Genomic DNA, 23,414 nt, shown 5'->3' on the forward strand with positions numbered 1-23,414 from the left:
GAGCTTGTCGAAGCATCTTGGCGCAACCGCCGCGTCGTACACCCTTCGACAAGCTCAGGGTGAGCGGGAAATGGGGAAAGCGCACGGACCCGTGACGCGCCGCCAAATATCGCGTAAGCGCCCCCGCCATGGCCACGACACCCATCATTCTCCCGGACGCCCCCAAAGTCGGCATGGTCAGCCTCGGCTGCCCCAAGGCGCTCGTCGACAGCGAACGCATCCTCACGCGCCTGCGCGCCGATGGCTATGCCATGAGCGCGGACTACGCCGGGGCCGACGTCGTCCTCGTCAACACCTGCGGGTTCCTCGACAGCGCCAAGGAAGAAAGCCTTGCCGCCATCGGTGAAGCCATCGCCGAGAACGGCCGCGTGATCGTGACCGGGTGCATGGGCAACGAAGCGGACGCCATCCGCGCGCGCTTCCCCAGCGTCCTCGCCGTGACGGGCGCGCACCAGTACGAAGCCGTGGTCGAGGCCGTCCACGAAGCCGCGCCGCCCTCGATGGGCCCCTACGTGGACCTCATCCCGCAGGCCGATCCGGGTGACGTGAAGCTGACGCCGCGGCACTACAGCTACCTCAAGATTTCCGAAGGCTGCAACCACGCCTGCGCCTTCTGCATCATCCCGAGCCTGCGCGGCAAACTCGCCAGCCGCCGCATCGATGCCGTGCTGCGCGAGGCCGAGAAGCTCGTCGCCGCCGGCACCCGCGAACTCCTCGTCATCAGCCAGGATACTTCGGCCTACGGCGTCGATGTACGGCACGAAACGCGGCAGTGGAAGGGACGCGAAGTCCGCACCCACATGACCGACCTCGCCCGCGAACTGGGCCAGCTGAAGACGCCGGACGGCCATACGCCGTGGGTTCGCCTCCACTACGTCTACCCCTACCCCCACGTCGATGCCGTCATCCCGCTGATGGCCGAAGGGCTGCTCACGCCCTACCTCGACATCCCGTTCCAGCACGCCAGCCCCAATGTGCTGCGCGCCATGAAGCGCCCCGCCAACGAGGCCAAGGTGCTCGAACGCCTGAAGGCCTGGCGCGCGATCTGCCCGGACATCGCCGTCCGCTCCAGCTTCGTCGTCGGCTTCCCCGGCGAGACCGAGGCCGACTTCCAGTACCTCCTCGACTGGCTGGATGAAGCGCAACTCGACCGCGTCGGCGCCTTCCGCTTCGAACCCGTCGCCGGCGCCGCCGCGAACGACTTGCCCGATCCGGTGCCCGAAGAGGTCAAGGAAGAACGCTACGCCCGGATCATGGCGAAAACCGAAGCCATCAGCGCCGCCAAGCTCGCCGCCAAAGTGGGCCGCACGATCCCCGTCATCATCGACGAAGTGGGCGAGCCCGACGAGGACGGCGACATTGGCGCCACCGCCCGCAGCCAGGCCGACGCGCCGGAAATCGACGGCGCCGTATATCTGCGCAACGTGCCCGAGGGCCTGAAGGCGGGAGACTTCGCTGAGGTGCTGGTGGAGGACGCCGACGCGCACGACCTCTACGGGGTGATCACGCCCGCAGGTTGACACGGTTGACACAGTCCAGAGCAAAAACTCAGGGGCCCCGGCGGAGCCCATCCGGCCTTGCGCGGAGGCGTTGAAAACGGCGGGAATCCGAGGTGTTGGCGCGAACATTTACGGAACATACCGCAGATGCCCGCATGTAGGACAGCGCTTTATAAATAACAGACGCGTCTGTTATTTATAAAGGTCCTGCTCTGTGCGATCGCACCGATGTGGACCTACCGCCCATCGACGCAAAGGGTCGCAGCGGTTAGGCAGCAGACCTTGCGCGAACAAAGAGCAGCCATCCATGAAGTACCCCTCGATCCTGATGGCCCTCGCGGCTCTGCTCGCTCCAGCCAGCCCGATTTTCGCCGCACCGGGCGCGATGTCCGTAGCCACGTTCCTCGCCAAAGCCGAAGCGCTTAAGGCAAAAGGCATGATGGCCCTGTTCGCCTCCGATGTCGGCCTGCTCAAGTCGGAAGTGGCCAACGCGGCCGCAGCCTACCGCCGCCAGCTCAGACAGGAAGCTATTACCGGGAAGCCCAGCGCCTGCCCCCCGGAACACGCCGCACTCAACAGCGACGACCTCATGGCCCAAATGCGCACTTATCCCGCCGCAGACCGCCCCCGCATCCCGGTCACCCAAGCCGTCGCCGACCTGATCCGCAAGCGCTACCCCTGCCACTGACACGCCTGCGCGCGGGGTGACGGCAATCCTTGCCGCCTATGCGCGGCACAAATGGGGACATGGCGGTTTTGGCGCAGCCGATGACGGAGGGGTTTCCGGCGGTGGAAGAAAAGAGCCTCCGGCGGGCAAGGGCCATTGCCCTTGCATCCCGGGTCTTGGAGTGGATGGGGGATGTGACAGGTTAATGCCACATCCCACATCCTATCAGTGCTAGACTAACTCAGTGTCACTAGCTGCGTTGGCCAGTCGCTCTTTAAGCTCTGCTTTCTCACGCACGTAGTCGATGATTTTCTGCGTGTTCGTGCGGCCAGCTCCTGTCAACGCAACTTTCTGGTTGCCCGAACCATCAGTCACCACCTTGCCCGAAACCTTGTCAACTTCAGGATGGCCAATACCAAGAGTGAGCCACTCAGGATTGAACCTCGACCAATCGATAGCTGCGATAGCATCAAGCACCTTTCCGCGTTCGACTGGATCAAGCTTCAACCTGAACACCACGTCATGGTGGATTACACCAAGAGCCTGCCAACCGGGCGAACTAAGATGCAAGCTTTGGCGATCCGCAAAACGGTCCTTCATCCTAGCTGCGATTCCGCCGAAATACTCGTCGAGGGAAGATAGAATTACTGCAAAGCTCTCGCGAGTCAGATTCGGCTTGTCAGTGGTAGCGAGATTAGATTCTTGGAACCGACGCCCCTCGCAAGCGCCTCGAATAGTTCGCACAAGTACCGTCTGCACAACGAGTTCAGTGCTCTTGCCACCGAGGCTAGCGGCGCGCTCAGCTACACCGCCGTTATCGACAAAGACCGCTGCATGACCAAGCCGGTTGGCCAACGCGATGTAGAGATCACTGGTATCCAGTGCGATAGCATGTTGCTTTGAAACGGGCTGAACTTTAAAATTGAAGTCGTGAAATAGCTGCCCCATTTCCTTCCAAGAAAGAGGCGGCGTTCCAACTGCCGGAGTATAAATTGTAACAGGCATATAAAATGACTTTATTAGGTCATCGCGCCCCTCATCAAATAGATCCAACGCGCCAGTGAGCCTTCCCAGACCGTCAATCAGGATACGGACATTTGAATGTGAGACATCGACCAGCAACTCACCTACCGCACCTGGAATGTTGCCTCCGTAAGAGCGGAATTCCGTCGGTTGCTGAAATGCAATCGAAATCGCTGGGAATGCACCGATCGCAATCGAATCGGGACCAAGACGCTCCTCAATGTAGCCGGCGACGCTTTCACGACGATCCTTGCTCGTCTTCCGCTGGAGAAAAGCATAGATATCGCGGATTTCCTCAGTCGGCAGTCGCCCCCAGTGCTTGCTGCGCGGATCGTGGCCTAAAAGGTTCACGACCTGATCCGGCCTCACCTGTGTGATGAATGACGATACCCGGTTGCCAAATGCACCTTGAATTGCCGGAACTGGGGTCTTAAGGTTCAATGCATCAAAAACCATGTGTTGTCTCCTTGACGGCTATGGTGGCCTCGGGACTTGGTGTGATGGCCGTCCCGAGGCCTTTTTGTTTGCATATCCCGCATTAAAGGTCAACTCTCCCCGCAGAAAATCATACGGGGAAATGTGATGTTTCGTGCGGGACATGGCGCGCCGGCGGGAAAAGTGACTGAAGTTCCTGCATATCTTCGATGCCGGCGTGCTAATCTCGCCCCCTCGTCGTTCCCGCGAAGGCGGGAATCCAGCGCGGCTGCCGCAGGGTGTGGGGCTCTGGGTTCCCGCCTTCGCGGGAATGACGAAGGGGGATGACGAAGGCTACGGGGATGGCGAAAGGCTGGCGACGCATAAGCCCGGCGGCAGGCGGCGCGTTGTTTTTGAGAACCATGGGTTGATCGCTTGTCCGTCACCCCGTGCTTGGCGCGGGGTTTGGCTTTTCTTTCGGCGCGGCGCTGGGGCGAAAAAAGCCTTGGCCCGGATCACGTCCGGGCCGACGATGTGGGTTGGCGGGATCGCGCTTCAGCGCAGGGCCGAGCGCCGATGACGGGATGCAAGGGCGATGGCCCTTGCCCGCCGGAGGCTGTTTCTTCAGAGAAATTACCCCTCCGTCAGCCCTTTGGGCTGCCACCTCCCCATTTGTCCCTTCGACAAGCTCAGGGAAAAATGGGGAGGATCATAAGCTCAGCGCGGGAGTTCGCTCGTGCCCATCAAGGCCTCGTCCACGGCGCGGGCGCATTGGCGGCCTTCGCGGATGGCCCAGACGACGAGGCTCTGGCCGCGGCGCATGTCGCCGCAGGTGAAGATGCGTTCGTGGCTGGTGTGGTAGTCGCTGGTGTTGGCCTTGACGTTGCCGCGCGCGTCGAGTTCGACGCCGGCCTGTTCGAGCAGGCCTGCCTTGCGCGGGCCGACGAAGCCCATGGCGAGGAAGATCAGGTCGGCGGGGATGACGAAGGTGCTGCCTTCGATTTCCTCCATCTTGCCGTTCTTCCATTCGACGCGGACGCATTCGAGGCCGGAGACGTCGTTTTCGCCCAGCACGCGCTTGGTGAGGACGGCGAACTCGCGCTCGACGCCTTCCTCGTGGCTGGAGGACGTGCGCAGCTTGAGCGGCCAGTTGGGCCAGGTCAGCGCCTTGTCTTCCTTTTCGGGCGGGCGCGGCATGATTTCGAGCTGGGTGACCGAGAGGGCGCCCTGGCGGTTCGAGGTGCCGACGCAGTCCGACCCGGTATCGCCGCCGCCGATGACGACGACGTGCTTGCCGGTGGCGAGGAGCGAGCCGCGCGGGGCGGCGCGGATCTCGTCGTCTCCGGCGACGCGCTTGTTCTGTTGGGTGAGGAATTCCATGGCGTAGCGCACGCCGGGGAGTTCGAAGCCGGGGATGCCGATGGGGCGCGGGTCTTCCGCGCCGCCGGCGAGGACGACCTTGTCGAAGTTTTCGAGCAGGCTGGCGACCGAGACGGTGACGCCGACTTCGACCGAGGTGCGGAACTCGACGCCTTCGGCCATCATCTGGACGAGGCGGCGGTTGATGAGGTGCTTCTCGAGCTTGAAATCAGGGATGCCGTAGCGGAGCAGGCCGCCGACGCGGTCGGACTTCTCGAACACGGTGACCGAGTGGCCGGCGCGGGCGAGCTGCTGCGCGCAGGCGAGGCCGGCGGGGCCGGAGCCGACGACGGCGACCGACTTGCCCGTCTTCTGCGCAGGCACCTGCGGTTCGATCCAGCCTTCCTTCCAGCCCTTGTCGACGATGGCGCATTCGATCGACTTGATGGTGACGGGCTGGTCGATGAGGTTGAGCGTGCACGATGCCTCGCACGGGGCGGGGCAGATGCGGCCGGTGAATTCGGGGAAGTTGTTCGTCGAGTGGAGATTGTCGAGCGCGGTGCGCCAGTCGTTCTCGTAGACGAGGTGGTTCCAGTCCGGGATCTGGTTGTTCACCGGGCAGCCGTTGTGACAATAGGGGATGCCGCAGTTCATGCAGCGCGCCGCCTGGCCCTTCAGCGTGGTATCGTCATGCGGGATGACGAATTCGCGGTAGTGCTTCAGACGCTCCTGCGGCGCGTCGTAGGAACGATCCTTGCGATCGATTTCGAGGAAGCCGGTTGCCTTGCCCATTGCGCTAATACCCTGAGACAGAATTTAATCATTTACCCGTTCGCCCCGAGCGAAGTCGAAGGGCCTTGCCGCGTGGGGACCTCGGCTTCGCTCGGCCAGAGGTCCCTCGACTTCGCTCGGGACGAACGGGGTGGTTCAGTGCGTTCTTGCAAACATCATTCTGCGGCGACGCTGGCGGCTGCGGCGCGCTCGGCTTCGAGCTGGCGCAGGGCGCGGGCGTAATCGCGCGGCATGACCTTGACGAAGCGGGGGAGTGCTTCGGCCCAGTTGTCGAGAAGCGCGCGGGCGTGCTTGCTGCCGGTGTGGAGGTGATGGCGCTCGACGAGCACGCGCAGGCGCTCTGCATCGTGGCGCAGCATGTCGCCCATGCCGAAGTCGGTGACGTCCACGCCGCGCTGCTGCGGGCGGCCGGTGCCTTCCTCCTCGTCACGCTCGGCGCTGACAGGGAGAATGTCCACCATCGCGGCGTTGCAGAGGGCGGGGAAGCGGCCTTCCGGGTCGTAGACATAGGCGACGCCGCCCGACATGCCCGCGGCGAAGTTGCGCCCGGTCTTGCCGAGCACGACGACGACGCCGCCGGTCATGTATTCGCAGCCGTGATCGCCGGTGCCTTCGACCACCGCGACGGCGCCCGAATTGCGCACCGCGAAGCGTTCGCCGGCGACGCCGTTGAAATAGGCCTCACCCGCGATGGCGCCGTAGAGCACGGTGTTGCCGACGATGATGTTCTCCTCCGCGACGCGTTCTACATGTGCGGGCGGACGGACGATGACGCGGCCGCCGGAGAGGCCCTTGCCGACATAGTCGTTGGCATCGCCGGTGAGATCGAGCGTGACGCCGTGGGCGAGGAACGCGCCGAACGACTGGCCAGCGACGCCGGTGAGCGTGACGTGGATCGTGCCTGAAGGCAGGCCGCGGTGGCCGTAGCGCTTGGCGACTTCGCCCGAGAGCATCGCGCCGACGGTGCGGTTGACGTTGCGCACCTTGCTTTCGATGCGGACGACTTCGCCGCGCGCCAGCGCCGGTTCGGCGGCGGCGATGAGGGTGTTGTCGAGCGCGGCGTCGAGGCCGTGGTCCTGCGTGCCGCTCCAGCCCAGTGTGGTGCCGGGTGCCGGTTCGACGCGGTGGAGGAGACGAGACAAGTCGATGCCACGTGCCTTCCAGTGCGTGATCGCGCTGCGGGTATCGAGGCAATCGACGCGGCCGACCATCTCACCGACGGTGCGGAAGCCGAGTTCGGCCATGATCGCGCGGAGTTCTTCGGCGACGAAGAAGAAGTAGTTGATCACGTGCTCGGGCTGGCCGGTGAAGCGCGCGCGCAGGACGGGGTCTTGCGTCGCGACGCCGACCGGGCAGGTGTTGAGGTGGCACTTCCTCATCATGATGCAGCCCGCTGCGATGAGCGGAGCGGTGGCGAAGCCGAACTCATCCGCGCCGAGGAGCGCGGCAACCGCGACATCGCGCCCGGTGCGCAGACCGCCGTCCGCCTGCACCGCGATGCGGCTGCGCAGGTTGTTGAGGAGCAGGGTCTGCTGGGTTTCGGCGAGGCCGATTTCCCACGGGCTGCCCGCGTGGGTGAGCGAAGTGAGCGGCGAGGCGCCGGTGCCGCCTTCGTAGCCCGAGATCGTGACGTGGTCCGCGCGCGCCTTGGAAACACCCGCAGCGACCGTGCCGACGCCGACTTCGGAGACGAGCTTGACCGAAATGCGCGCCTTGCCGTTCACGTTCTTCAAGTCGTGGATCAGCTGGGCGAGATCCTCGATCGAGTAGATATCGTGGTGCGGCGGCGGCGAGATGAGGCCCACGCCCGGGGTCGAGTGGCGGGTCTTGCCGATCACCTTGTCGACCTTGTCACCCGGCAGCTGGCCGCCTTCGCCGGGCTTGGCGCCCTGGGCCATCTTGATCTGGATGTCGTCGGCGTTGACGAGGTATTCGGTGGTGACGCCGAAGCGGCCCGAGGCGACCTGCTTGATCGCCGAGCGCATCGAATCGCCGTTGGGCAGCGGCACGAAGCGGTCCGGCTCCTCGCCGCCCTCGCCGGTGTTGGACTTGCCGCCGATGCGGTTCATCGCCACCGCGAGCGTGGTGTGCGCCTCGCGGCTGATCGAGCCGAACGACATCGCGCCGGTGGCGAAGCGCCTGACGATTGCGCTCGCCGGTTCGACTTCATCGAGCGGTACGGGCGCGCCAGCCGCCTTGAATTCGAGCAGTCCACGGATCGTCAGCATGCGGGCCGACTGGTCGTTGATGGTCTGCGCGAACTCGCGGTACTTCTCGGGGATATTGCCGCGCACCGCATGCTGGAGGGCGGCGACGTTCTCAGCCGTCCACGCATGCTCCTCGCCGCGCAGGCGCAGCTGGTACATGCCGCCGACGTCGAGCATCTTGCGGTAGAGCGGGCTGTCGCCATAGGCCGCGGCGTGGCGGCGCACGGTTTCCTCGGCGATTTCGGTGAGGCCGACGCCTTCGATGGTGGTGGCGGTGCCGGTGAAGTACTTGTCGATGAAGGCCGAGGAGAGGCCGACCGCATCGAAGATCTGCGCGCCGCAATAGGACTGGTAGGTCGAGATGCCCATCTTGGACATGACCTTGAGAATGCCCTTGCCGACCGCCTTGATGTAGTTCTTCTCGACCTCGTAGCACGAGAGCGGCAGCTCGCGGCTGACGCGGATCGATTCCAGCGTCTCGAACGCTAGATAGGGGTTGACCGCTTCCGCGCCGTAGCCCGCGAGGACGCAGAAGTGGTGCACTTCGCGCGCTTCGCCGGTTTCCACGACGAGGCCGGTCTGCATGCGCAGGCCCTGGCGGACGAGGTGGTGGTGGACGGCCGCGGTGGCGAGCAGCGCCGGCATGGCGATGCGGTTTGCGTCCTGCGCGCGGTCGGACAGGATGAGGATGTTCTTGTCCGCGAGCACGGCTTCGGTCGCCGCCCAGCACATTTCCTTGATCGCCATTTCGAGGCCCGCGGCGCCGGTCGAGGCGTCCCAGGTCGTGTCGATTGTCTCGGTGCGGAAGGCGCCGTCGAGCGCGGCTTCGACCGAGCGGATCTTGGCGATATCGGCGTTGGTGAGGATCGGCTGATCGACTTCGAGGCGCTTGTGCGTGCCGGCATCGTGGCCGAGCAGGTTGGGGCGCGGGCCGATCATCGAGACGAGGCTCATCACGAGCTCCTCGCGGATCGGGTCGATCGGCGGGTTCGTCACCTGCGCGAAGTTCTGCTTGAAGTAGTCGTAGAGCAGGCGCGAACGGTTCGAGAGGACTGCGATGGGCGTATCGGTGCCCATCGAGCCGATAGGATCGTCGCCGGTGGTCGCCATCGGTTCGAGGAACTTGGCGATGTCTTCCTGCGTGTAGCCGAAGGCCTGCTGGCGGTCCAACAAGCTGGCTCGCAGCGACGAGGTCGGCTCGGGCAGCGCGGCTTCCTCGGGCTCGACCACCGCGAGTTCCTTGAGCTTGTACTGGGCCGAACCCAGCCACTCCTCATAGGGATACTCGGCGGCCAGCTGCGCCTTGATTTCCTCGTCCTCGATGATGCGGCCCTGTTCGAGGTCGATCAGCAGCATGCGGCCCGGCTGGAGCCGCCACTTGCGCACGATATCTTCCTCGCGGAACGGCAGCACGCCGCTTTCGCTAGCCATGCAGACGAGATCGTCACGCGTGATCGAGAAGCGTGCGGGGCGCAGCCCGTTGCGATCGAGCGTCGCGCCGATCTGGCGGCCATCGGTGAAGGCGACGGCGGCGGGGCCGTCCCACGGCTCCATCAGCGCGGCGTGGTATTCATAGAAGGCGCGGCGCTTGGCATCCATCAGCGGATTGCCGGCCCAGGCTTCGGGGATCAGCATCATCACCGCGTGGGCGAGGCTGTAGCCGCCCGCCAGCAGCAGCTCGAGCGCGTTGTCGAGGCTGGCGGTATCCGACTGGCCGTGCGGGATAAGCGGCCACATCTTGTCGAGATCGGGGCCGAGCAGCTCCGATTCCATCGTGCGGCGGCGCGCGTTCATCCAGTTCACGTTGCCGCGCACGGTGTTGATTTCGCCGTTGTGGGCGATGAACCGGTAGGGGTGCGCCAGCTTCCAGCTGGGGAAGGTGTTGGTCGAGAACCGCTGGTGCACGAGGCCGAGCGCCGACACGCAGGCCGGATCGCGCAGATCATCGTAGAACGAGCCGACCTGATCGGCGAGCAGCAGGCCCTTGTAGACGACGGTGCGCGACGAGAAGCTGGGCATGTAGAGCTGCGTGACGCCCGGGAGGCCGTGCTTCTCGGCCATGGCCTTGAGCGGGTTCTGCGTCTGCTTGCGGATAGCGAGCAGCTTGCGCTCGAACGCGTCCTGATCCGGGCAGTTTTCGCCGCGGCGAATGATGCACTGCCGGATGACCGGCATCTGTTCGATCACCGTCTTGCCGAGCCCGTCAAGCGTGGTCGGCACATCGCGCCAGCCGATGAGGTGCTGACCTTCCTTCGCAATGAACTTCTCGAACACTTCGATCACGAAGTTCCGCGCCGGTTCGTCCTGCGGCAGGAAGCACATGGCAACCGCGTAGTCGCCGGGGGCGGGAAGGTCCTTGCCCTCGGCTTCGGCCCAGCGGCGCAGCAGCGCATCGGGGATCTGGATCAGGATGCCGGCGCCGTCACCGAGCAGCGGGTCCGCGCCGACCGCGCCGCGATGATCGAGATTGCGAAGGATCTCAAGCGCCTGCTCGATGATTCCGTGGCTTTTGATGCCTTTGATATGCGCAACGAAGCCGACGCCGCATGCGTCGTGTTCGTTACGCGGATCGTAAAGGCCCTGAACCTGCGGAAAACCCATCACAATTTTTGCCCTGCACTCGGTCAAAACGACGTCGGTTGATACGCCCAGCGCGAATCACGCTGCCCAATGGGCAACGAAAGTTGCGCGGAATCCCCCCATGACTGCAGGAAAGTTATTTTGCAATGGCGCAGCGCGAATTGCCCGAAGGGCTCGGCGCCGATCTGGTCAGAAATACGGATGCAGGGTGCGCGGCTGCCAGGGCAAGGCTGATAAATCAGCCTTGCCGTAGCGTCAGGCGCGTGCGCTCATGCGTTTGAGCGTCGCCAGCGCCGAGCGCAGGGCCTCATCCGCTTCGACCGGGGCCGTGGGTGCCGACGCGGCGGGCTCGACCGGACGGAGCGGAACGACCGCTTCCGCCTGCACTGAGGCAGGGACGGGGACAGGGGCGGGGCGCGTGAAGAGCCGCGCCGCAGCTTCGTTGTCCTTGCCGTCGACCGCCTCGCCGGCAGCAATCGCACCGAGGCGGCGCAGAATGGATTCCCGCGCAGAGCCGATGGGGGGCACGTCGGAAGCCTGCGAAGCAGGGCTGGCGATGTGCGGGCGTGAGAACGGGCCGGGTTCGATTTCCGGCGCGGCAGCCTCCGCTTCAGCGGTGTTGTCGGCGGCGATCACCGCTTCGTTGGCCGCCTTCTGCTCGGCAATGGCGAGCGCGAGGCGTTCGATCAGCTGGACAAGGCCAAGGTTTTCGAGCCGGGCACCGGCGACGGGCGAGCGCTTGACCTCGGCTGCTTCGGGCAACGCGGCGGCGAAACTGACGGGGAGCTGCGGAGTTGCCGCGATCAGCACCGGGGTGGCCGCTGGCTCGGGCTCAGGCTCAGGCTCAGGCTGGGGCTGGGGCTGGGGAGCAGCGGCGGCCGCGGCGGTCTCGATTGCCACGGGCTCCGGCTGCGCGGCGAAGGGCTCCTCGATCGGCTCATCGAGGTCGAGCGCGGAAAGATCGAGGGGACGGACCGCGCCGGTGCCGCCGGGCGTGTACTCGGGGATATACGGTGTCACATCGGCCGCAGACTCGGCTGAGGCGGGGCGCGGCTTGCGGCGCAGCAGGGGCGCGAAGGTTTCAGGCTCGGGTTCGGATTCGACCGCAGCTCCGACAAGCGGGTCGACCAGAGCTTCGGTCAGCACCAGCGGGCGGCGCGGCGGCGCGTCGGGATGGGCATCGCGGGCGCGGACCTTGTAGGCCGCCTCAGGTTCGGGAGCAGCGGCGGGGGCGACCGGCGCGGCGCGGCGCACTTCCGCCTTGTTCTTCGGACGCAGCCGGAGTGCCACAGCAAGGCCGAGTGCCGCGCCGAATAAGGCGAGCGCGAAAGCAACCAGCAGATGTGCGGTGAAGCCCAGCGGCGGGGCGGCGGCGGGGACGATGGCGGGAAGGCCCGTCTTGAGCACGACGGCGCCGAGCAGGCTGCCCGGAATGGCGAGGCTTCCAAGACCGAACAGCGCGGCGAACCAGAGGGCGGCGAAGGCCGGGAACAGGCGGTGCGCGGTGACCGGAGCGGCGCGGCGGCGCTTGCGGGGTGTGCCGATCATATCTTCGGGATCGGGCCTGGCCCGGTTAGTCGTGGCCTGAAACTTCTGGCGAAACGTACTCATGGCGCGTGTCGGCCCCCGGTCGGAAGGTGACCTCCGATGAAGCTGCCCGAGATCAGGCCGCAGCGCCGGAGATTGCTTGATTTCGGGTTAACAGGGTTTGGTAAACGGAATCATAACGGGCAGCGTTACGCGACCAGTCATGGGCACGTTCGACGAAGGCGCGGGCGACTGTGCGGCGGGCGGGCCACATGGCGCGGTCCTCCATCAAATCCGCCATCGCGGCGGCGAGGCCGGCGGGGGCGTCGGGCGGAAACAGCGTGCCGGTCATGCCATGCTCGATCAGTTCGCGGTGGCCGCCGACCGAGCTTGCCGCGACGAGCTTGCCCTGCGCCATGGCTTCGAGCGGCTTCAGCGGCGTGACAAGATCGGTGAGGCGCATGGCCTTGCGCGGATAGCACACGACATCGACGAGCGCGTAATAGCGGTCCACCTCGTGGTGCGGCACGCGGCCGATGAAGTGGATGGCGTGCGCGGCGGGAGATGCGGCGGCCTGTGCGCGAAGCTGCGCTTCCGCCGGACCGCCGCCGACGAGGAGCAGGCGCGCGTCGGGCTGGCGGGCGAGGATCAGCGGCATCGCAGCGATGAGGTCGTCGAGGCCTTCGTAGGGGTAGAAGCTGCCGAGGAAGCCGATCACCGGGCCGTCGCCGAGGCCGAGGCTGTCCGCGAACGCCGCGTCGCGTTCCAGCGGCTGGCCGAACAGTGCGAGGTCGACGCCGTTGGGCATGATACTGATCTTGGCAGGCGGGAAGCCGCGCGCGACGAGATCGCCGCGCAGGCCCTCGCAGATCGTGACCACCGCATCCGCGCCGCGAACGACTTCGTTTTCGAGCGCGCGGGTCAGCCGGTAGCGCAGCGAGCCTTCGCTGCCGGTGCCGTTGCCGACCGCAGCGTCTTCCCAGAAGGCGCGGATTTCGTAGACGACCGGCAGGCCAAGCTTGCGCCCCGCCCGGACGGCGGCGAGGCCGCCAAGCGCGGGCGAGTGGGCGTGGAGGACATCGGGGCGCCATTCGCGCGCGACGAACTCGATGCGGCGAGCCAGCGCGCCGATTTCCTGCCATTCCGCCAGCCCCGGCGGGCCGGACGGTTTGCCCGGCGTGCGGTGAAACGGGAGGCCATCGTGCAGTTCGGGCTCTGCCCCGGTGAGCGGCGCGGTGTGGCGCAGGCCGGTGAGGCCGCGCACTTCGTGGCCCAGCCCTTCCTGCGCTTTGAGGATCGCGCGCGTGCGGAAGGTATAGCCGCTCTGCAGCGGCAGCGAGTGATCGAGGATATGGAGAACCCGGGCCATGTGGCTGGCCATGCCACGGCAGGACTTAACGCCGCGTCAACCGAGTTTGCCTATTGAGCAGGTGAGAACGGTTCGATCGCGGGCCGCAAGGTGACCTTGGGCATGCCCGCATGATCGACATCATTACCGTGGTCGTGCCCCATATGCTGATGGCGATTGCCGTCTGGCGCCTGCTGCACCGCGACGATCTCGACAACGATCCCATCCTGCCCGGGCGCGAGCGCGGGCTGATGGGGCGCAAGGGCAAGCAAGCGATCCGGGGCGAGGGCACGCCGGGTGCTTAATCTGTTCCTCACCGCCTTCGTGACCGCGTTTCTGGCAGCGGGCGTGCGCAAGCCGTTCCTGTTCGTGCTGGCCTATGCCTATATCGACATCGTCGCGCCGCAGAAGGTGAGCTGGGGCTTCCTGCAGTCCATCCCGATCAGCCTGATCGCGTTCATGGGCGCGGTGACGGCCTGGGCGGTGGCGGAGGACAAGAGCGGCATCCGCTTCTCGCCGCGCCAGATGCTGCTTTTCCTGCTGCTGGTCTACTGCGGGCTCAGCACGCGCGGCGCGGACTTTCCGGACGAGGCGCTCGAGAAGTGGGCGTGGGTGTGGAAGGCGCTCGTCTTTGCGATGTTCCTGCCGCTGACCCTGCGCACCCGCCTGCGCATCGAGGCGTTCACGCTGATCATGGTACTTTCGGTGGGCGTGATCGTGATCGGCGGCGGGATCAAGACGCTGGCGGGCGGCGGCGGCTATGGCGAGCTCAAGCTGCTGGTGAACGACAACACCGGGCTCTACGAAGGCTCGATCATCTCCACCTGCGCGGTCTGCGTGATGCCGCTGGCGCTGTGGCTCGCGCGCCATGGCACGATCTTCAAGCCGGGCCTGCTGGTCTGGCTCTTCGCGCTGGGCATCTGCTTTTCCTGCCTGCTGATGCCGGTGGGCACACAGGCGCGCACCGGCCTGATCTGCGTGGCGGTGCTGGGCGTGATGATGCTGCGCTCGGTCAAGCGGCGCCTGCTCTATATCGGCGCGATCGGTGCGCTGGTGACGATCGCGATCCCGTTCCTGCCACAAAGCTATACCGAGCGGATGAGCACGATCCGCAACCACCAGTCCGATCAGTCGGCCTCGACGCGCGTGGCGGTGTGGAAGTGGACCATCGAATACGCCAAGACGCATCCGTTCGGCGGCGGCTTCGAGGCCTATCGCCAGAACGTGCTGAGCTACGACAAGATCGAGGCCGAGAACGCGGGCGACAACAACACCGCGATCGAGACCCAGCGGATCGAGGAGCGCGGGCGCGCCTATCATTCGAGCTATTTCGAGATGCTGGGCGAACAGGGCTATCCAGGCCTCGCGATGTGGCTGCTGCTGCATATCATGGGCGTGGTGCACATGGAGGTGATCCGGCGCAGCTATGCCAGGAACACAAGCCCCGAACTGCGCTGGGTGACGCCGCTGGCCGATGCCCTGCAGCAGGCGCAGATCGTCTACCTGTTCGGCGGGGCTTTCGTGGGGATCGCGTTCCAGCCGTTCTGCTACATGCTGGTGGGGCTGCAGTGCGGGCTTTCGGCCTATATCGGCCGGGTCAAGCGCGCGGCGCCCAAGCCCTTCCGTATGCCGCGGCAAGGCGCCCCTGCCCTGCCCGCTTCGGCCTGACCACCACCTGTTGCGCGGCGCGGCGTTTGCAGCCTAGAGAAGGCGCAAAGGCACAGCCACGACGGGAGAGGGCAGCGATGAAGACGATGGCACCGGGCGCAATCAAGGACCTGGTCGGTCAGGTGGTGGGCACCTCGGAATGGGTCGAGGTGACGCAGGAGCGGATCAACCAGTTCGCCGAGGCGACGGGCGACTTCCAGTTCATCCATATCGACGCGGAAAAGGCCAAGCTGACCCCGTTCGGCGGGACCATCGCGCACGGCTTCCTCACGCTCTCGCTGATCCCGCTGCTGACCCAGCAGAGCGATTGCCCGCGCCCCGAAGGCGTGAAGATGGGCGTCAACTACGGCGGCAACAAGACGCGCTTCCTCGCCCCCGTCCGCTCGGGCAGGCGGGTGCGCGGCGTGTTCAAGCTGCTTGAGCTTGACGAGAAGCGCCCCGGTCAGTGGCAGCAGACGATGGAAATCACGGTCGAGATCGAAGGCGAGGAGAAGCCCGCGCTGATCTGCGAGTGGATCACCCAGTTTTTCGTGTGATCACCCGGACGAAGTGATGCGCAAGGTGGCGCAGGATCGCATTGATCCGGCCCCTTGCGAGCCCCGGTGACAGCGCAAGGCCGAGCGCGAGCATATCGAGCCGCGCATCGATGCGGCTGGCAAGGCCCTGCTCGACCAGCGCGCGGGCACGCCGTTTCCGATCAGGCTCCAGCGCGAGTTCGCGGCGCAGGATGTGCGAGCCGAGCCGGTGGATGCGCAAGGCGCGCCGGTCGGTCAGGCTCGCTTCGTGGCGACGGTAGAGATAGAGGTCCTCGTCGAGCTTCACGAAATCGAAGCGCCGCGCCGCGCGCAGCCAGAAGTCATAGTCCTCGACCCCGAACAGCGCCTCGTCATAGCCGCCCAGCGTGCGGGTGACTTCGGCGCGGTAGAGGAAGGCCGCGCCGATGCGGTTGCCGAGGAGGATATCAGAGGCTGGGCCCATCTTCTGGAAGCCGGTGACGCGGCCCTCGGCATCGATCACGCTGAAATCGGCGTAGGCGATCGAGGCATCGGGAGCAGCATCAAGCGCTGCGACCAGCCGCGCCAGCATGTCGGGCCGCGCGATGTTGTCGTCAGATGTCCAGGTGTGGAGCGTGCCGCGCGCGGCCGCAAAGCCGGTGTTGAGCGCGCCGGGAAGGCCCTTGTTGGGCGAATTGGTGATGATCCGCACGCGGCGATCCCCGAGGGCATGGCGCCTGAGGATGGCCGGGGTATCGTCGGTCGAGCCATCGTCGACGCAGATCAGTTCGAAATCGCGAAAGGTCTGCGCAAGGATCGAAGTGATGGCGGCATCGAGAAAGGCCGCGCCGTTGTGCACCGGCAGCACGACCGTGACGCGCGGCGCGGGATCAGGGTCTGGCGGTTCCACAGGACATTCCTCCCATGAACCGGTGCCCGATGAATCTTCGGCGCGGAAGAATGCAGTTACCATATCCATGCGATAGCAGGTAGTGGATTTGGCCTGCAGCCGCTTTTCCCTAGCGTTGCTTAGTATTGCCCTGCCACGAAACTGAACAAATGGTGGACTTTTTCGGAATCGCAGTCCTGTTTCGGCACAGCGTTACGGCCTTGCCTCAACAAGCGCGCGAATCTGAAGCGCCCCACCGCCGCGCGGCGGGGCGCCTGGATCAGGCGACCACGCTCAGCTTGCGCGCCGTGGCATTGGAGCGGATCCAGCCCTCGACCACCGGGGCGATGCTGGTGCGCCAGCGCGAGCCGTTGAAGATGCCGTAGTGGCCGACTTCGGGCGCAAGGTGATACTTCTTGAGCTTCTCGGGCAGGTTCGGCGTCACCTTCAGCGCGGCCTTGGTCTGGCCGATGCCCGAGATGTCGTCACGCTCGCCCTCGATGCACAGGATCGCGGTGTCCTTGATCGCCCCGAGATCGACGAGGATGCCGCGGTGGACCAGTTCGCCCTTGGGCAGGAGGTGCTGCTGGAACACGACATCGACGGTCTGGAGGTAGAACTCGGCCGTCATGTCGCAGACGGCGCGGTATTCGTCGTAGAACGCCTTGGTCGCATCCGCGCTTTCGCCATCGCCCTGGACCATGTGCTTGAACAGCCCGTAATGGGCGTTCATGTGGTTGCCGAGGTTCATCGACATGAAGCTCGCGAGCTGGACAAAGCCCGGATAGACCTGCCGGCCCGCGCCCGGATAGTTGGCGGGCACGGTGGTGATCACGTTGTGCTTGAACCACACGAACGGCTTGGTGATCGCGTGGTCGTTCACCGCGGTCGGGCTTTCGCGCGTGTCGATCGGGCCGCCCATCATGGTGAGCGTGACCGGGCGGCAGGGATGTTCGCGCACCGCCATCACCCCGGTGGCGGCTAGCGCGGGGACCGAAGGCTGGCACACCGCCATCATGTGCGCGCCGGGGCCGATGTGCTCGAGATAGCCGATCAGGTAGTCGATGTATTCATCGAGATCGAAGCGGCCTTCCGCCAGCGGCACATACTTCGCGTCCGCCCAGTCGGTGATATAGACCACGCAGCGCTCGAGCATGCGCTCCACCGTGCCGCGCAGCAGCGTGGCGTAGTGGCCGCTCATCGGCGCGACGATGAGGAGGCGCGGCGCGTCGGCGGGCAGGCCTTCGTGCGTGAACTTGCGCAACATGCCGAAGGGCTGCTGGATCTCGACCGTCTCGTTCACCGCGTGGGGCGTGCCATCGACCTGCACGACCTTGATCCCGAACGCCGGCTTGCCGCGCGGAGCGGCGGCATGGGCGAACACGTCGAGCGCGGAGGCGAGCATCTGGGTGCCGCCGAAGGGCGCCCAGGGGTTGCGCGGATCGGTGAGCATTTCGGCGCCCATCGCCGCCATCGCGCTGCCCGCGTTGAGCATCGAGCGCTGGATCTCGTAAGCCTTGTAAAGCACTGCGAACACCTTTGTCTTGTTGCGGAGCCGTACGCTGCTCCGATTGGGCCGAGTGTGCCGTGATTTTGCACCTTGTGCAACGCACCATTGTCCCACTTCGGCGGGGATTGCCCCGCTGCCCCCTTTCGGCCCCTCTCCGCATGGGCTAGGGCGGGGGCGATGGACGCCAATACCCAGAACACCGGCCCCGAAACACAGGCTGCCGAAGCCGCGCCCGCCCCCCGCCCCGCGCGTACGCTCAGCCCGCTGCGCATGCTGCTGCGCGAAGGCGCCAGCTATCCGGGCGAAGTGGCCATCGCGTTGACGGCGCTGCTGATCACGTCCGGCGCGACGATTGCCGTTCCCGCCAGCTTCAAGTCGATCATCGACAAGGCGTTCAGCAAGGGCGCCAATTTGGAGACGATCAATAGCTCCTTCCGCTGGCTGCTGCTGGTCGTGGTCATCCTCGGCCTGGGCACGGCGGTGCGGTTCTATTTCGTCTCGTGGCTGGGCGAGCGCGTCGTTGCCGATATCCGGCTCAAGGTGCAGGCCAACCTGCTGCGCATGCCGCCGAGCTTCTTCGAGTCGAACAGCCCGAAGGAAATCTCCTCGCGCATGACATCCGATACCGCGATCATCGAACAGGTGGTGGGGACGACGTCTTCCATCGCGCTCAGGAACTCGATCACGGCGCTTGCCGGCATTGCCTATCTTTTCACGCTGGCGCCGGCCCTCACGGCGGGGTTGCTGGTCGGCATCCCGGTCGTGGTCGGCCCGATCGTGTTTTTCGGCTCGCGCCTGCGCAATGCCTCGCGCTCCAGCCAGGACCGGGTCGCGGACATCGGCGTCCAGATCAGCGAAGTGCTCGGCGCGATGAAGGTCGTGCAGGCTTTCGGGCAGGAAAAGCGCGAGGCGGGCCGGTTTGCCGAGGCGGTCGAGCGGACTTTCAGCGCGGCAAGGCGGCGCATCATGATCCGTTCGGTCATGACCGCCATCGTCATCTTCCTGGTGTTCGGCGGGATCGCGGTGCTGATGTGGCAGGGCGCGACGGCGGTCGCCAACGGTTCCATCAGCGGGGGCACCATCGCCGCTTTCGTGCTGACGGGGGGCATCGTCGCGGGCGCGGTCGGCGCGCTCACCGAAGTCTATGGCGACCTCCTGCGCGGTGCGGGGGCAGCCGGGCGGCTCAACGAACTGCTGCTCGAACAGCCCGAGATCACCGCACCGGCGCGCCCGCTGCACCTGCCGCAGCCGCCGCGCGGGCAGCTGGCGTTCCAGAACGTCTCGTTCCGCTATCCCAGCCGCCCGGAAGTCGCAGCACTGGAAGACTTTTCGCTGGCGGTGGAACCGGGCGAGACGGTGGCGATCGTCGGGCCTTCGGGTGCGGGCAAGTCGACGCTGTTCCTGCTGGCGGAGCGCTTCTATGATCCGCATGCCGGCATGCTCCGCATCGACGGCGTGCCCTTGCCGCAGGCCGACCCGGCCGAAGTGCGCGCGCGCATGGCGCTGGTGCCGCAGGAAGGCGTGCTGTTTGCCGCCTCCGCGCGCGACAACTTGCGCTATGGCAACTGGAACGCCAGCGACGCGCAGATCTGGGAAGCAGCGGAAGCGGCCAACGCGGCGACCTTCCTCAAGGACCTCCCCCAAGGACTCGACACCTTCCTTGGCGAGGACGGCGCGCGGCTTTCGGGCGGCCAGCGCCAGCGCATCGCCATCGCCCGCGCGCTGCTGCGCGATGCTCCGATCCTGCTGCTCGACGAGGCGACGAGCGCGCTCGATGCCGAAAGCGAGCGGCTGGTGCAGGACGCGCTCGACCGGCTGATGAAGGCGCGCACCACTTTGGTGATCGCGCACCGGCTCGCCACCGTGCGCGCGGCGGACCGCATCGTGGTGATGGACAAGGGCCGCATCGTCGAGCAGGGCACCCACGCCGTGCTTTCCGCGCAGGACGGGCTCTATGCCCGCCTTGCCCGCCTGCAGTTCGACAGCGCCGAGGCGTAATCACCAGCACCAAAGTAATACTGCGGGTGCTGGACAAGCGCCGACCGATGACTAGTGTCCCAATTAGGTACATCTGCAACCGATGGGAACTTCCTGAGTCATGCTGAAACACGTCAAGGGCGCGATTTCCGCCGCCTCGCTGTTCGTGCTCGCGCTTTCCACCGCCGCCCACGCCGATACGGCCGCATCCGCCGAGATCGACAGCTACCGCATCCCGACGTTCGGCGGCTGGGGGCTCGATCCCGAGCAGATCGACAAGGCGGTGAAGCCGGGCGACGACTTCTTCGCCTACATGAACGGCAAGTGGGACCGCAGCGAAGCGATCCCGCCGCAGTATCCCTACAGCGGGGTGGCGCTGGCGCTCACACTGAGTGCGGAACAGGCCGTGAAGGACATCGTCCAGGGCCTTGCCGCAGTGCCGCAGGCACCGGGGAGCGACAGCCAGCGCATCGCCGACAGCTACAAGGCATTCCTTGACCGCCCGGCCATCGACGCTGCTGGCATGGCCCCCGCGCAGACCTATCTCGACCGGATCAAGGCCGCAAACACCTGCGCCGATCTCGCCGCGCTGTTCGCCGCGCCCGGCTTCCCCTCGCCGCTCAGCTTTTCGGTGCAGATCGATGCCGAGAACCCGGGCGTCAACGCCGCCTACAGCGATCTCGGCGGGCTCGGCCTGCCCGACCGCGACTATTACCTCGTCGACAATGAGCGCAACCGCGAGCTGCAGGGCAAGTACCGCGAGCTGCTGACCTTCATGCTGGGCAAGGCCGGCTATGCCGACGCAGCCGGCATGGCGGCCAAGGTCTATGACTTCGAGCGCAAGATCGCGGTGCTCGATTGGGACAAGGCGCTGCAGCGCAATCCGCTGCTCACCACCAACCGCGTCTCGCGCGAGGAGCTGATCGCGATGGGCGGACCGTTCCCGGTGGCGGCGCTGCTCGATGGCTCGGGGCTGGGCAAGGCGAGCTCGGTGTTCGTGGGCGAGATCCCGCCGAGCGCGGACAAGATCGCCAGGCTCGGCCTGACCAAGGACGACCTCGCCAAGCTCGGCGGCGGCATTCCGGCGCTGATCAAGCTGCTCGGCGAGGAAGACATCGCGACCTTGCAGGCGTGGACCGCCGCGCATTTCCTGATGAATTACGCCTCGGTGCTGCCAAGCGATGTCGATGACGCGCGCTTTGCGTTCTACGGCAAGACGCTGCAGGGCCGCGAGCGCGACCGCCAGCGCTGGCAGCGCGCGCTCTCCAGCGTGCAGGGCCAGATGGGCGAAGGCATCGGCAAGGCCTATGTCGAGCAGCACTTCCCGCCTTCGAGCAAGGCGGCGATGGTCACGCTCGTCAGCAACTTGCGTGCCGCGCTGGCCGGCAAGCTCAAGACGCTGGCGTGGATGAGCCCGGCGACGCGCAAGGCGGCTCTCGCCAAGCTCGACGCCTTCACGGTGAAGATCGGCTATCCCGACAAGTTCAAGACCTATGACGGCATGTCGATCAAGCCCGACCAGCCGCTGGCCAACGCCATCGAGGCAGCGCGCTGGCACTGGCAGGACGATCTGAGCGAGCTCGGCAAGCCGGTCGACAAGACCAAGTGGCTGATGACCCCGCAGACGGTGAACGCCTATTACCAGCCGACCGCGAACGAGATCGTGTTTCCGGCCGCCTATCTCCAGCCGCCCTACTTCAACCCGAAGGCCGACGCGGCGGTGAACTACGGCGCGGTGGGCGCGACCATCGGCCATGAGATCGGCCACGGGTTCGACGACGAGGGCTCGCGCTATGACGGCACTGGCGCGCTCAAGGACTGGTGGACGCCGGCCGACCGCAAGACCTTCGACAAGCTCGGGGCGAAGCTTGCCGCGCAGTACGACAAGGTCTGCCCCTATGACGGCGGCAAGACCTGCCACAACGGCAAGCTGACGCTGGGCGAGAACATTGGCGATCTGGCCGGGCTTTCGATGGCCTATGCCGCCTACAAGCTATCGCTGGGCGGCAAGCCCGCGCCGGTGATCGACGGGCTGACCGGCGACCAGCGCTTCTTCCTCTCCTATGCACAGTCGTGGCGCTGGAAGCTGCGCGAGGCGTTTGCCCGCCAGCTGCTCAAGACCGATCCGCATTCGCTGGCCGAAGCGCGGGTCAACGCGGTCGTGCGCAATTTCGATCCCTGGTATGCAGCGTTCAAGGTCAAGCCCGGCGACAAGCTCTACCTCGCGCCCAAGGACCGCGTGCGGATCTAGTGAGACTTTAGGCCGCCTGCCCACCTGCCCACCCCCGGCCCCTCCCGCAAGCGGGAGGGGGGAAGACGGCACTACAGGCTCCCCTCCCGCTTGCGGGAGGGGTTGGAGGTGGGCAAACGCCAAACCACCGAGATGACAAAAGTTTAAATCGCACACACGCTTGACAGAATGCTGCGCTGCGGCGACCCCTGCGCGCCATGGATACGACCATCACCGCCATTCTGCTCGGCATTGTCGAGGGGCTTACCGAGTTCATCCCCGTCTCCTCGACCGGGCACCTGATTCTGGCGTCGGAGCTGTTCGGCTATGACGCGAAGACGTGGGAAGTGTTCAACGTGGTGATCCAGCTGCCGGCGGTCATGGCGGTGGTGGTGCTCTATTGGCGCACCTTCATGGACGTTGCCATGGGCGCGCTGCGCGGATCGCGCGAATCGATTGCCTTCGTGCGCAATGTGCTGGCCGCGTTCATTCCGGCGGCCATCGTCGGCGTGCTGTTCAAGTCGCGCATCGACCTGCTGCTCGAAAACCCGGTCGTGGTCTGCATCGCGCTGATCCTCGGCGGCTTTGCGATCATCGCGGTGGAGCGGCTGGTCTCGCACCAGACCTACCGGCCGGTGGGCCAGATGCCGCTGGCGCAGGCGATCCGCATCGGCATGATGCAGTGCATCGCGGTGATCCCCGGCGTCTCGCGCTCGGGTGCAACGATCATGGGCGCGCTGGTGATGGGCGAGAACCGCAAGACGGCGGCCGAGTTCAGCTTCTTCCTTGCGGTGCCGACGATGCTGGGCGCGACGGTGAAGCAGCTGTGGGACCACCGGCACGAGCTTTCGGCAGGCGCGGGCCCGGTCGGCATGAAGGAAATCGCGATCGGCTCGGTGGTCTCGTTCCTTGTTTCGCTGGTCGTGATCAAGTTCTTCATCGGCTACGTCAGCAAGCGCGGCTTCACGCCGTTTGCCGCCTACCGGATTGTGCTCGGGGTGCTGGGGCTGGCGTGGTTGCTGTGGGTGTGAGTTTCTAGGGGTAGCCGTACTGGTGTGAACGGCGAGAACTGGATGGTTAGCGGACAATTCCACCAGCACACTGCCCGTCGGCCCGTGCTTGACACGGGCCTTGGCTTTTCCTTTCAGGCCGGGCGTTAAAAGAACAGCCAAACCCCGTGTCAAGCACGGGGTGACGGTGGGTTTTTGGTGGCGATGGTAAGCCGTGATG

The 23,414-nt window shown here is 65.7% G+C and carries 15 protein-coding genes; 8 read left to right on the forward strand and 7 right to left on the reverse strand.

Annotated elements, in window-relative coordinates; all coding sequences use genetic code 11:
• The first annotated feature begins 128 nt into the window (after positions 1-128).
• Together rimO and NDB2M1_RS18965 are read left to right on the forward strand one after the other, a co-directional pair.
• Positions 129-1,520, forward strand: coding sequence for a 30S ribosomal protein S12 methylthiotransferase RimO (gene rimO, locus NDB2M1_RS18960; RefSeq protein WP_072384352.1), 1,392 nt, complete (start codon positions 129-131; stop codon positions 1,518-1,520).
• 286 nt (positions 1,521-1,806) lie between these two features.
• Positions 1,807-2,187, forward strand: a complete 381-nt coding sequence (locus NDB2M1_RS18965) for a hypothetical protein (protein ID WP_253185954.1) — start codon at positions 1,807-1,809, stop codon at positions 2,185-2,187.
• Between the two features lie 210 nt (positions 2,188-2,397).
• Here NDB2M1_RS18965 and NDB2M1_RS18970 read toward each other — a convergent pair whose 3' ends face one another.
• The 5 genes from NDB2M1_RS18970 to NDB2M1_RS18990 form a co-directional block, all read right to left on the reverse strand.
• Positions 2,398-3,645 (reverse strand): DNA sulfur modification protein DndB, encoded by a 1,248-nt coding sequence (locus NDB2M1_RS18970; RefSeq protein WP_072384353.1) that lies wholly within the window; start codon positions 3,643-3,645, stop codon positions 2,398-2,400.
• A gap of 675 nt (positions 3,646-4,320) precedes the next feature.
• Entirely contained in the window at positions 4,321-5,754 is a 1,434-nt protein-coding gene (locus NDB2M1_RS18975; RefSeq protein ID WP_072384354.1) for a glutamate synthase subunit beta, read from the reverse strand.
• Between the two features lie 155 nt (positions 5,755-5,909).
• A complete protein-coding gene (gltB, locus tag NDB2M1_RS18980; RefSeq protein WP_072384355.1) occupies positions 5,910-10,562 on the reverse strand; it encodes a glutamate synthase large subunit in 4,653 nt (1,550 codons plus the stop codon).
• A gap of 234 nt (positions 10,563-10,796) precedes the next feature.
• Complete coding sequence (locus NDB2M1_RS18985; RefSeq protein WP_143146840.1) at positions 10,797-12,152, reverse strand: hypothetical protein; 1,356 nt, start codon at positions 12,150-12,152, stop codon at positions 10,797-10,799.
• Between the two features lie 52 nt (positions 12,153-12,204).
• Positions 12,205-13,437, reverse strand: coding sequence for a TIGR04063 family PEP-CTERM/XrtA system glycosyltransferase (locus NDB2M1_RS18990; protein ID WP_072384357.1), 1,233 nt, complete (start codon positions 13,435-13,437; stop codon positions 12,205-12,207).
• Positions 13,438-13,547: 110 nt separating this feature from the next.
• On the opposite strand from NDB2M1_RS18990, the gene NDB2M1_RS22735 reads away from it, so the two are divergent.
• The 3 genes from NDB2M1_RS22735 (at position 13,548) to NDB2M1_RS19000 (ending at position 15,620) form a co-directional block, all read left to right on the forward strand.
• Complete coding sequence (locus tag NDB2M1_RS22735) at positions 13,548-13,721, forward strand: hypothetical protein (RefSeq protein WP_171955442.1); 174 nt, start codon at positions 13,548-13,550, stop codon at positions 13,719-13,721.
• A complete protein-coding gene (locus NDB2M1_RS18995) occupies positions 13,714-15,084 on the forward strand; it encodes a putative O-glycosylation ligase, exosortase A system-associated (protein ID WP_072384358.1) in 1,371 nt (456 codons plus the stop codon). The genes NDB2M1_RS22735 and NDB2M1_RS18995 overlap by 8 nt, the downstream gene beginning before the upstream one ends.
• 86 nt (positions 15,085-15,170) lie before the next feature.
• Positions 15,171-15,620: a MaoC family dehydratase gene (locus NDB2M1_RS19000; protein WP_072384686.1), complete on the forward strand. Its 450-nt coding sequence runs from the start codon at positions 15,171-15,173 to the stop codon at positions 15,618-15,620.
• On the opposite strand, the gene NDB2M1_RS19005 is transcribed toward NDB2M1_RS19000, so the two are convergent.
• On the reverse strand, positions 15,601-16,488 hold the full coding sequence (locus NDB2M1_RS19005) for a glycosyltransferase family 2 protein (RefSeq protein WP_171955449.1): 888 nt from the start codon (positions 16,486-16,488) through the stop codon (positions 15,601-15,603). The two genes, NDB2M1_RS19000 and NDB2M1_RS19005, sit on opposite strands and share 20 nt — an antisense overlap.
• 259 nt (positions 16,489-16,747) lie before the next feature.
• Positions 16,748-17,995, reverse strand: coding sequence for a polyhydroxyalkanoate depolymerase (locus NDB2M1_RS19010; protein WP_072384687.1), 1,248 nt, complete (start codon positions 17,993-17,995; stop codon positions 16,748-16,750).
• A 159-nt stretch (positions 17,996-18,154) separates the two neighbouring features.
• On the opposite strand from NDB2M1_RS19010, the gene NDB2M1_RS19015 reads away from it, so the two are divergent.
• The 3 genes from NDB2M1_RS19015 (at position 18,155) to NDB2M1_RS19025 (ending at position 23,215) form a co-directional block, all read left to right on the forward strand.
• Positions 18,155-19,975: an ABC transporter transmembrane domain-containing protein gene (locus tag NDB2M1_RS19015; RefSeq protein WP_072384360.1), complete on the forward strand. Its 1,821-nt coding sequence runs from the start codon at positions 18,155-18,157 to the stop codon at positions 19,973-19,975.
• A gap of 100 nt (positions 19,976-20,075) precedes the next feature.
• Entirely contained in the window at positions 20,076-22,205 is a 2,130-nt protein-coding gene (locus NDB2M1_RS19020; RefSeq protein ID WP_072384361.1) for a M13 family metallopeptidase, read from the forward strand.
• Positions 22,206-22,402: 197 nt separating this feature from the next.
• Positions 22,403-23,215 (forward strand): undecaprenyl-diphosphate phosphatase, encoded by an 813-nt coding sequence (locus NDB2M1_RS19025; protein WP_072384362.1) that lies wholly within the window; start codon positions 22,403-22,405, stop codon positions 23,213-23,215.
• The last annotated feature ends 199 nt before the right edge of the window (positions 23,216-23,414 follow it).

The sequence above is a fragment of the Novosphingobium sp. NDB2Meth1 genome (genome assembly GCF_900117425.1).
Taxonomy (GTDB): domain Bacteria; phylum Pseudomonadota; class Alphaproteobacteria; order Sphingomonadales; family Sphingomonadaceae; genus Novosphingobium.

Coding starts and splice junctions, on each gene's coding strand:
- rimO (WP_072384352.1), top strand. CDS start 129: ATGGCCACGACACCCATCATTCTCCCGGACGCCCCCAAAGTCGGCATG.
- NDB2M1_RS18965 (WP_253185954.1), top strand. CDS start 1,807: ATGAAGTACCCCTCGATCCTGATGGCCCTCGCGGCTCTGCTCGCTCCA.
- NDB2M1_RS18970 (WP_072384353.1), bottom strand. CDS start 3,645: ATGGTTTTTGATGCATTGAACCTTAAGACCCCAGTTCCGGCAATTCAA.
- NDB2M1_RS18975 (WP_072384354.1), bottom strand. CDS start 5,754: ATGGGCAAGGCAACCGGCTTCCTCGAAATCGATCGCAAGGATCGTTCC.
- gltB (WP_072384355.1), bottom strand. CDS start 10,562: ATGGGTTTTCCGCAGGTTCAGGGCCTTTACGATCCGCGTAACGAACAC.
- NDB2M1_RS18985 (WP_143146840.1), bottom strand. CDS start 12,152: ATGAGTACGTTTCGCCAGAAGTTTCAGGCCACGACTAACCGGGCCAGG.
- NDB2M1_RS18990 (WP_072384357.1), bottom strand. CDS start 13,437: ATGGCCCGGGTTCTCCATATCCTCGATCACTCGCTGCCGCTGCAGAGC.
- NDB2M1_RS22735 (WP_171955442.1), top strand. CDS start 13,548: ATGATCGACATCATTACCGTGGTCGTGCCCCATATGCTGATGGCGATT.
- NDB2M1_RS19000 (WP_072384686.1), top strand. CDS start 15,171: ATGGCACCGGGCGCAATCAAGGACCTGGTCGGTCAGGTGGTGGGCACC.
- NDB2M1_RS19015 (WP_072384360.1), top strand. CDS start 18,155: ATGGACGCCAATACCCAGAACACCGGCCCCGAAACACAGGCTGCCGAA.
- NDB2M1_RS19020 (WP_072384361.1), top strand. CDS start 20,076: ATGCTGAAACACGTCAAGGGCGCGATTTCCGCCGCCTCGCTGTTCGTG.
- NDB2M1_RS19025 (WP_072384362.1), top strand. CDS start 22,403: ATGGATACGACCATCACCGCCATTCTGCTCGGCATTGTCGAGGGGCTT.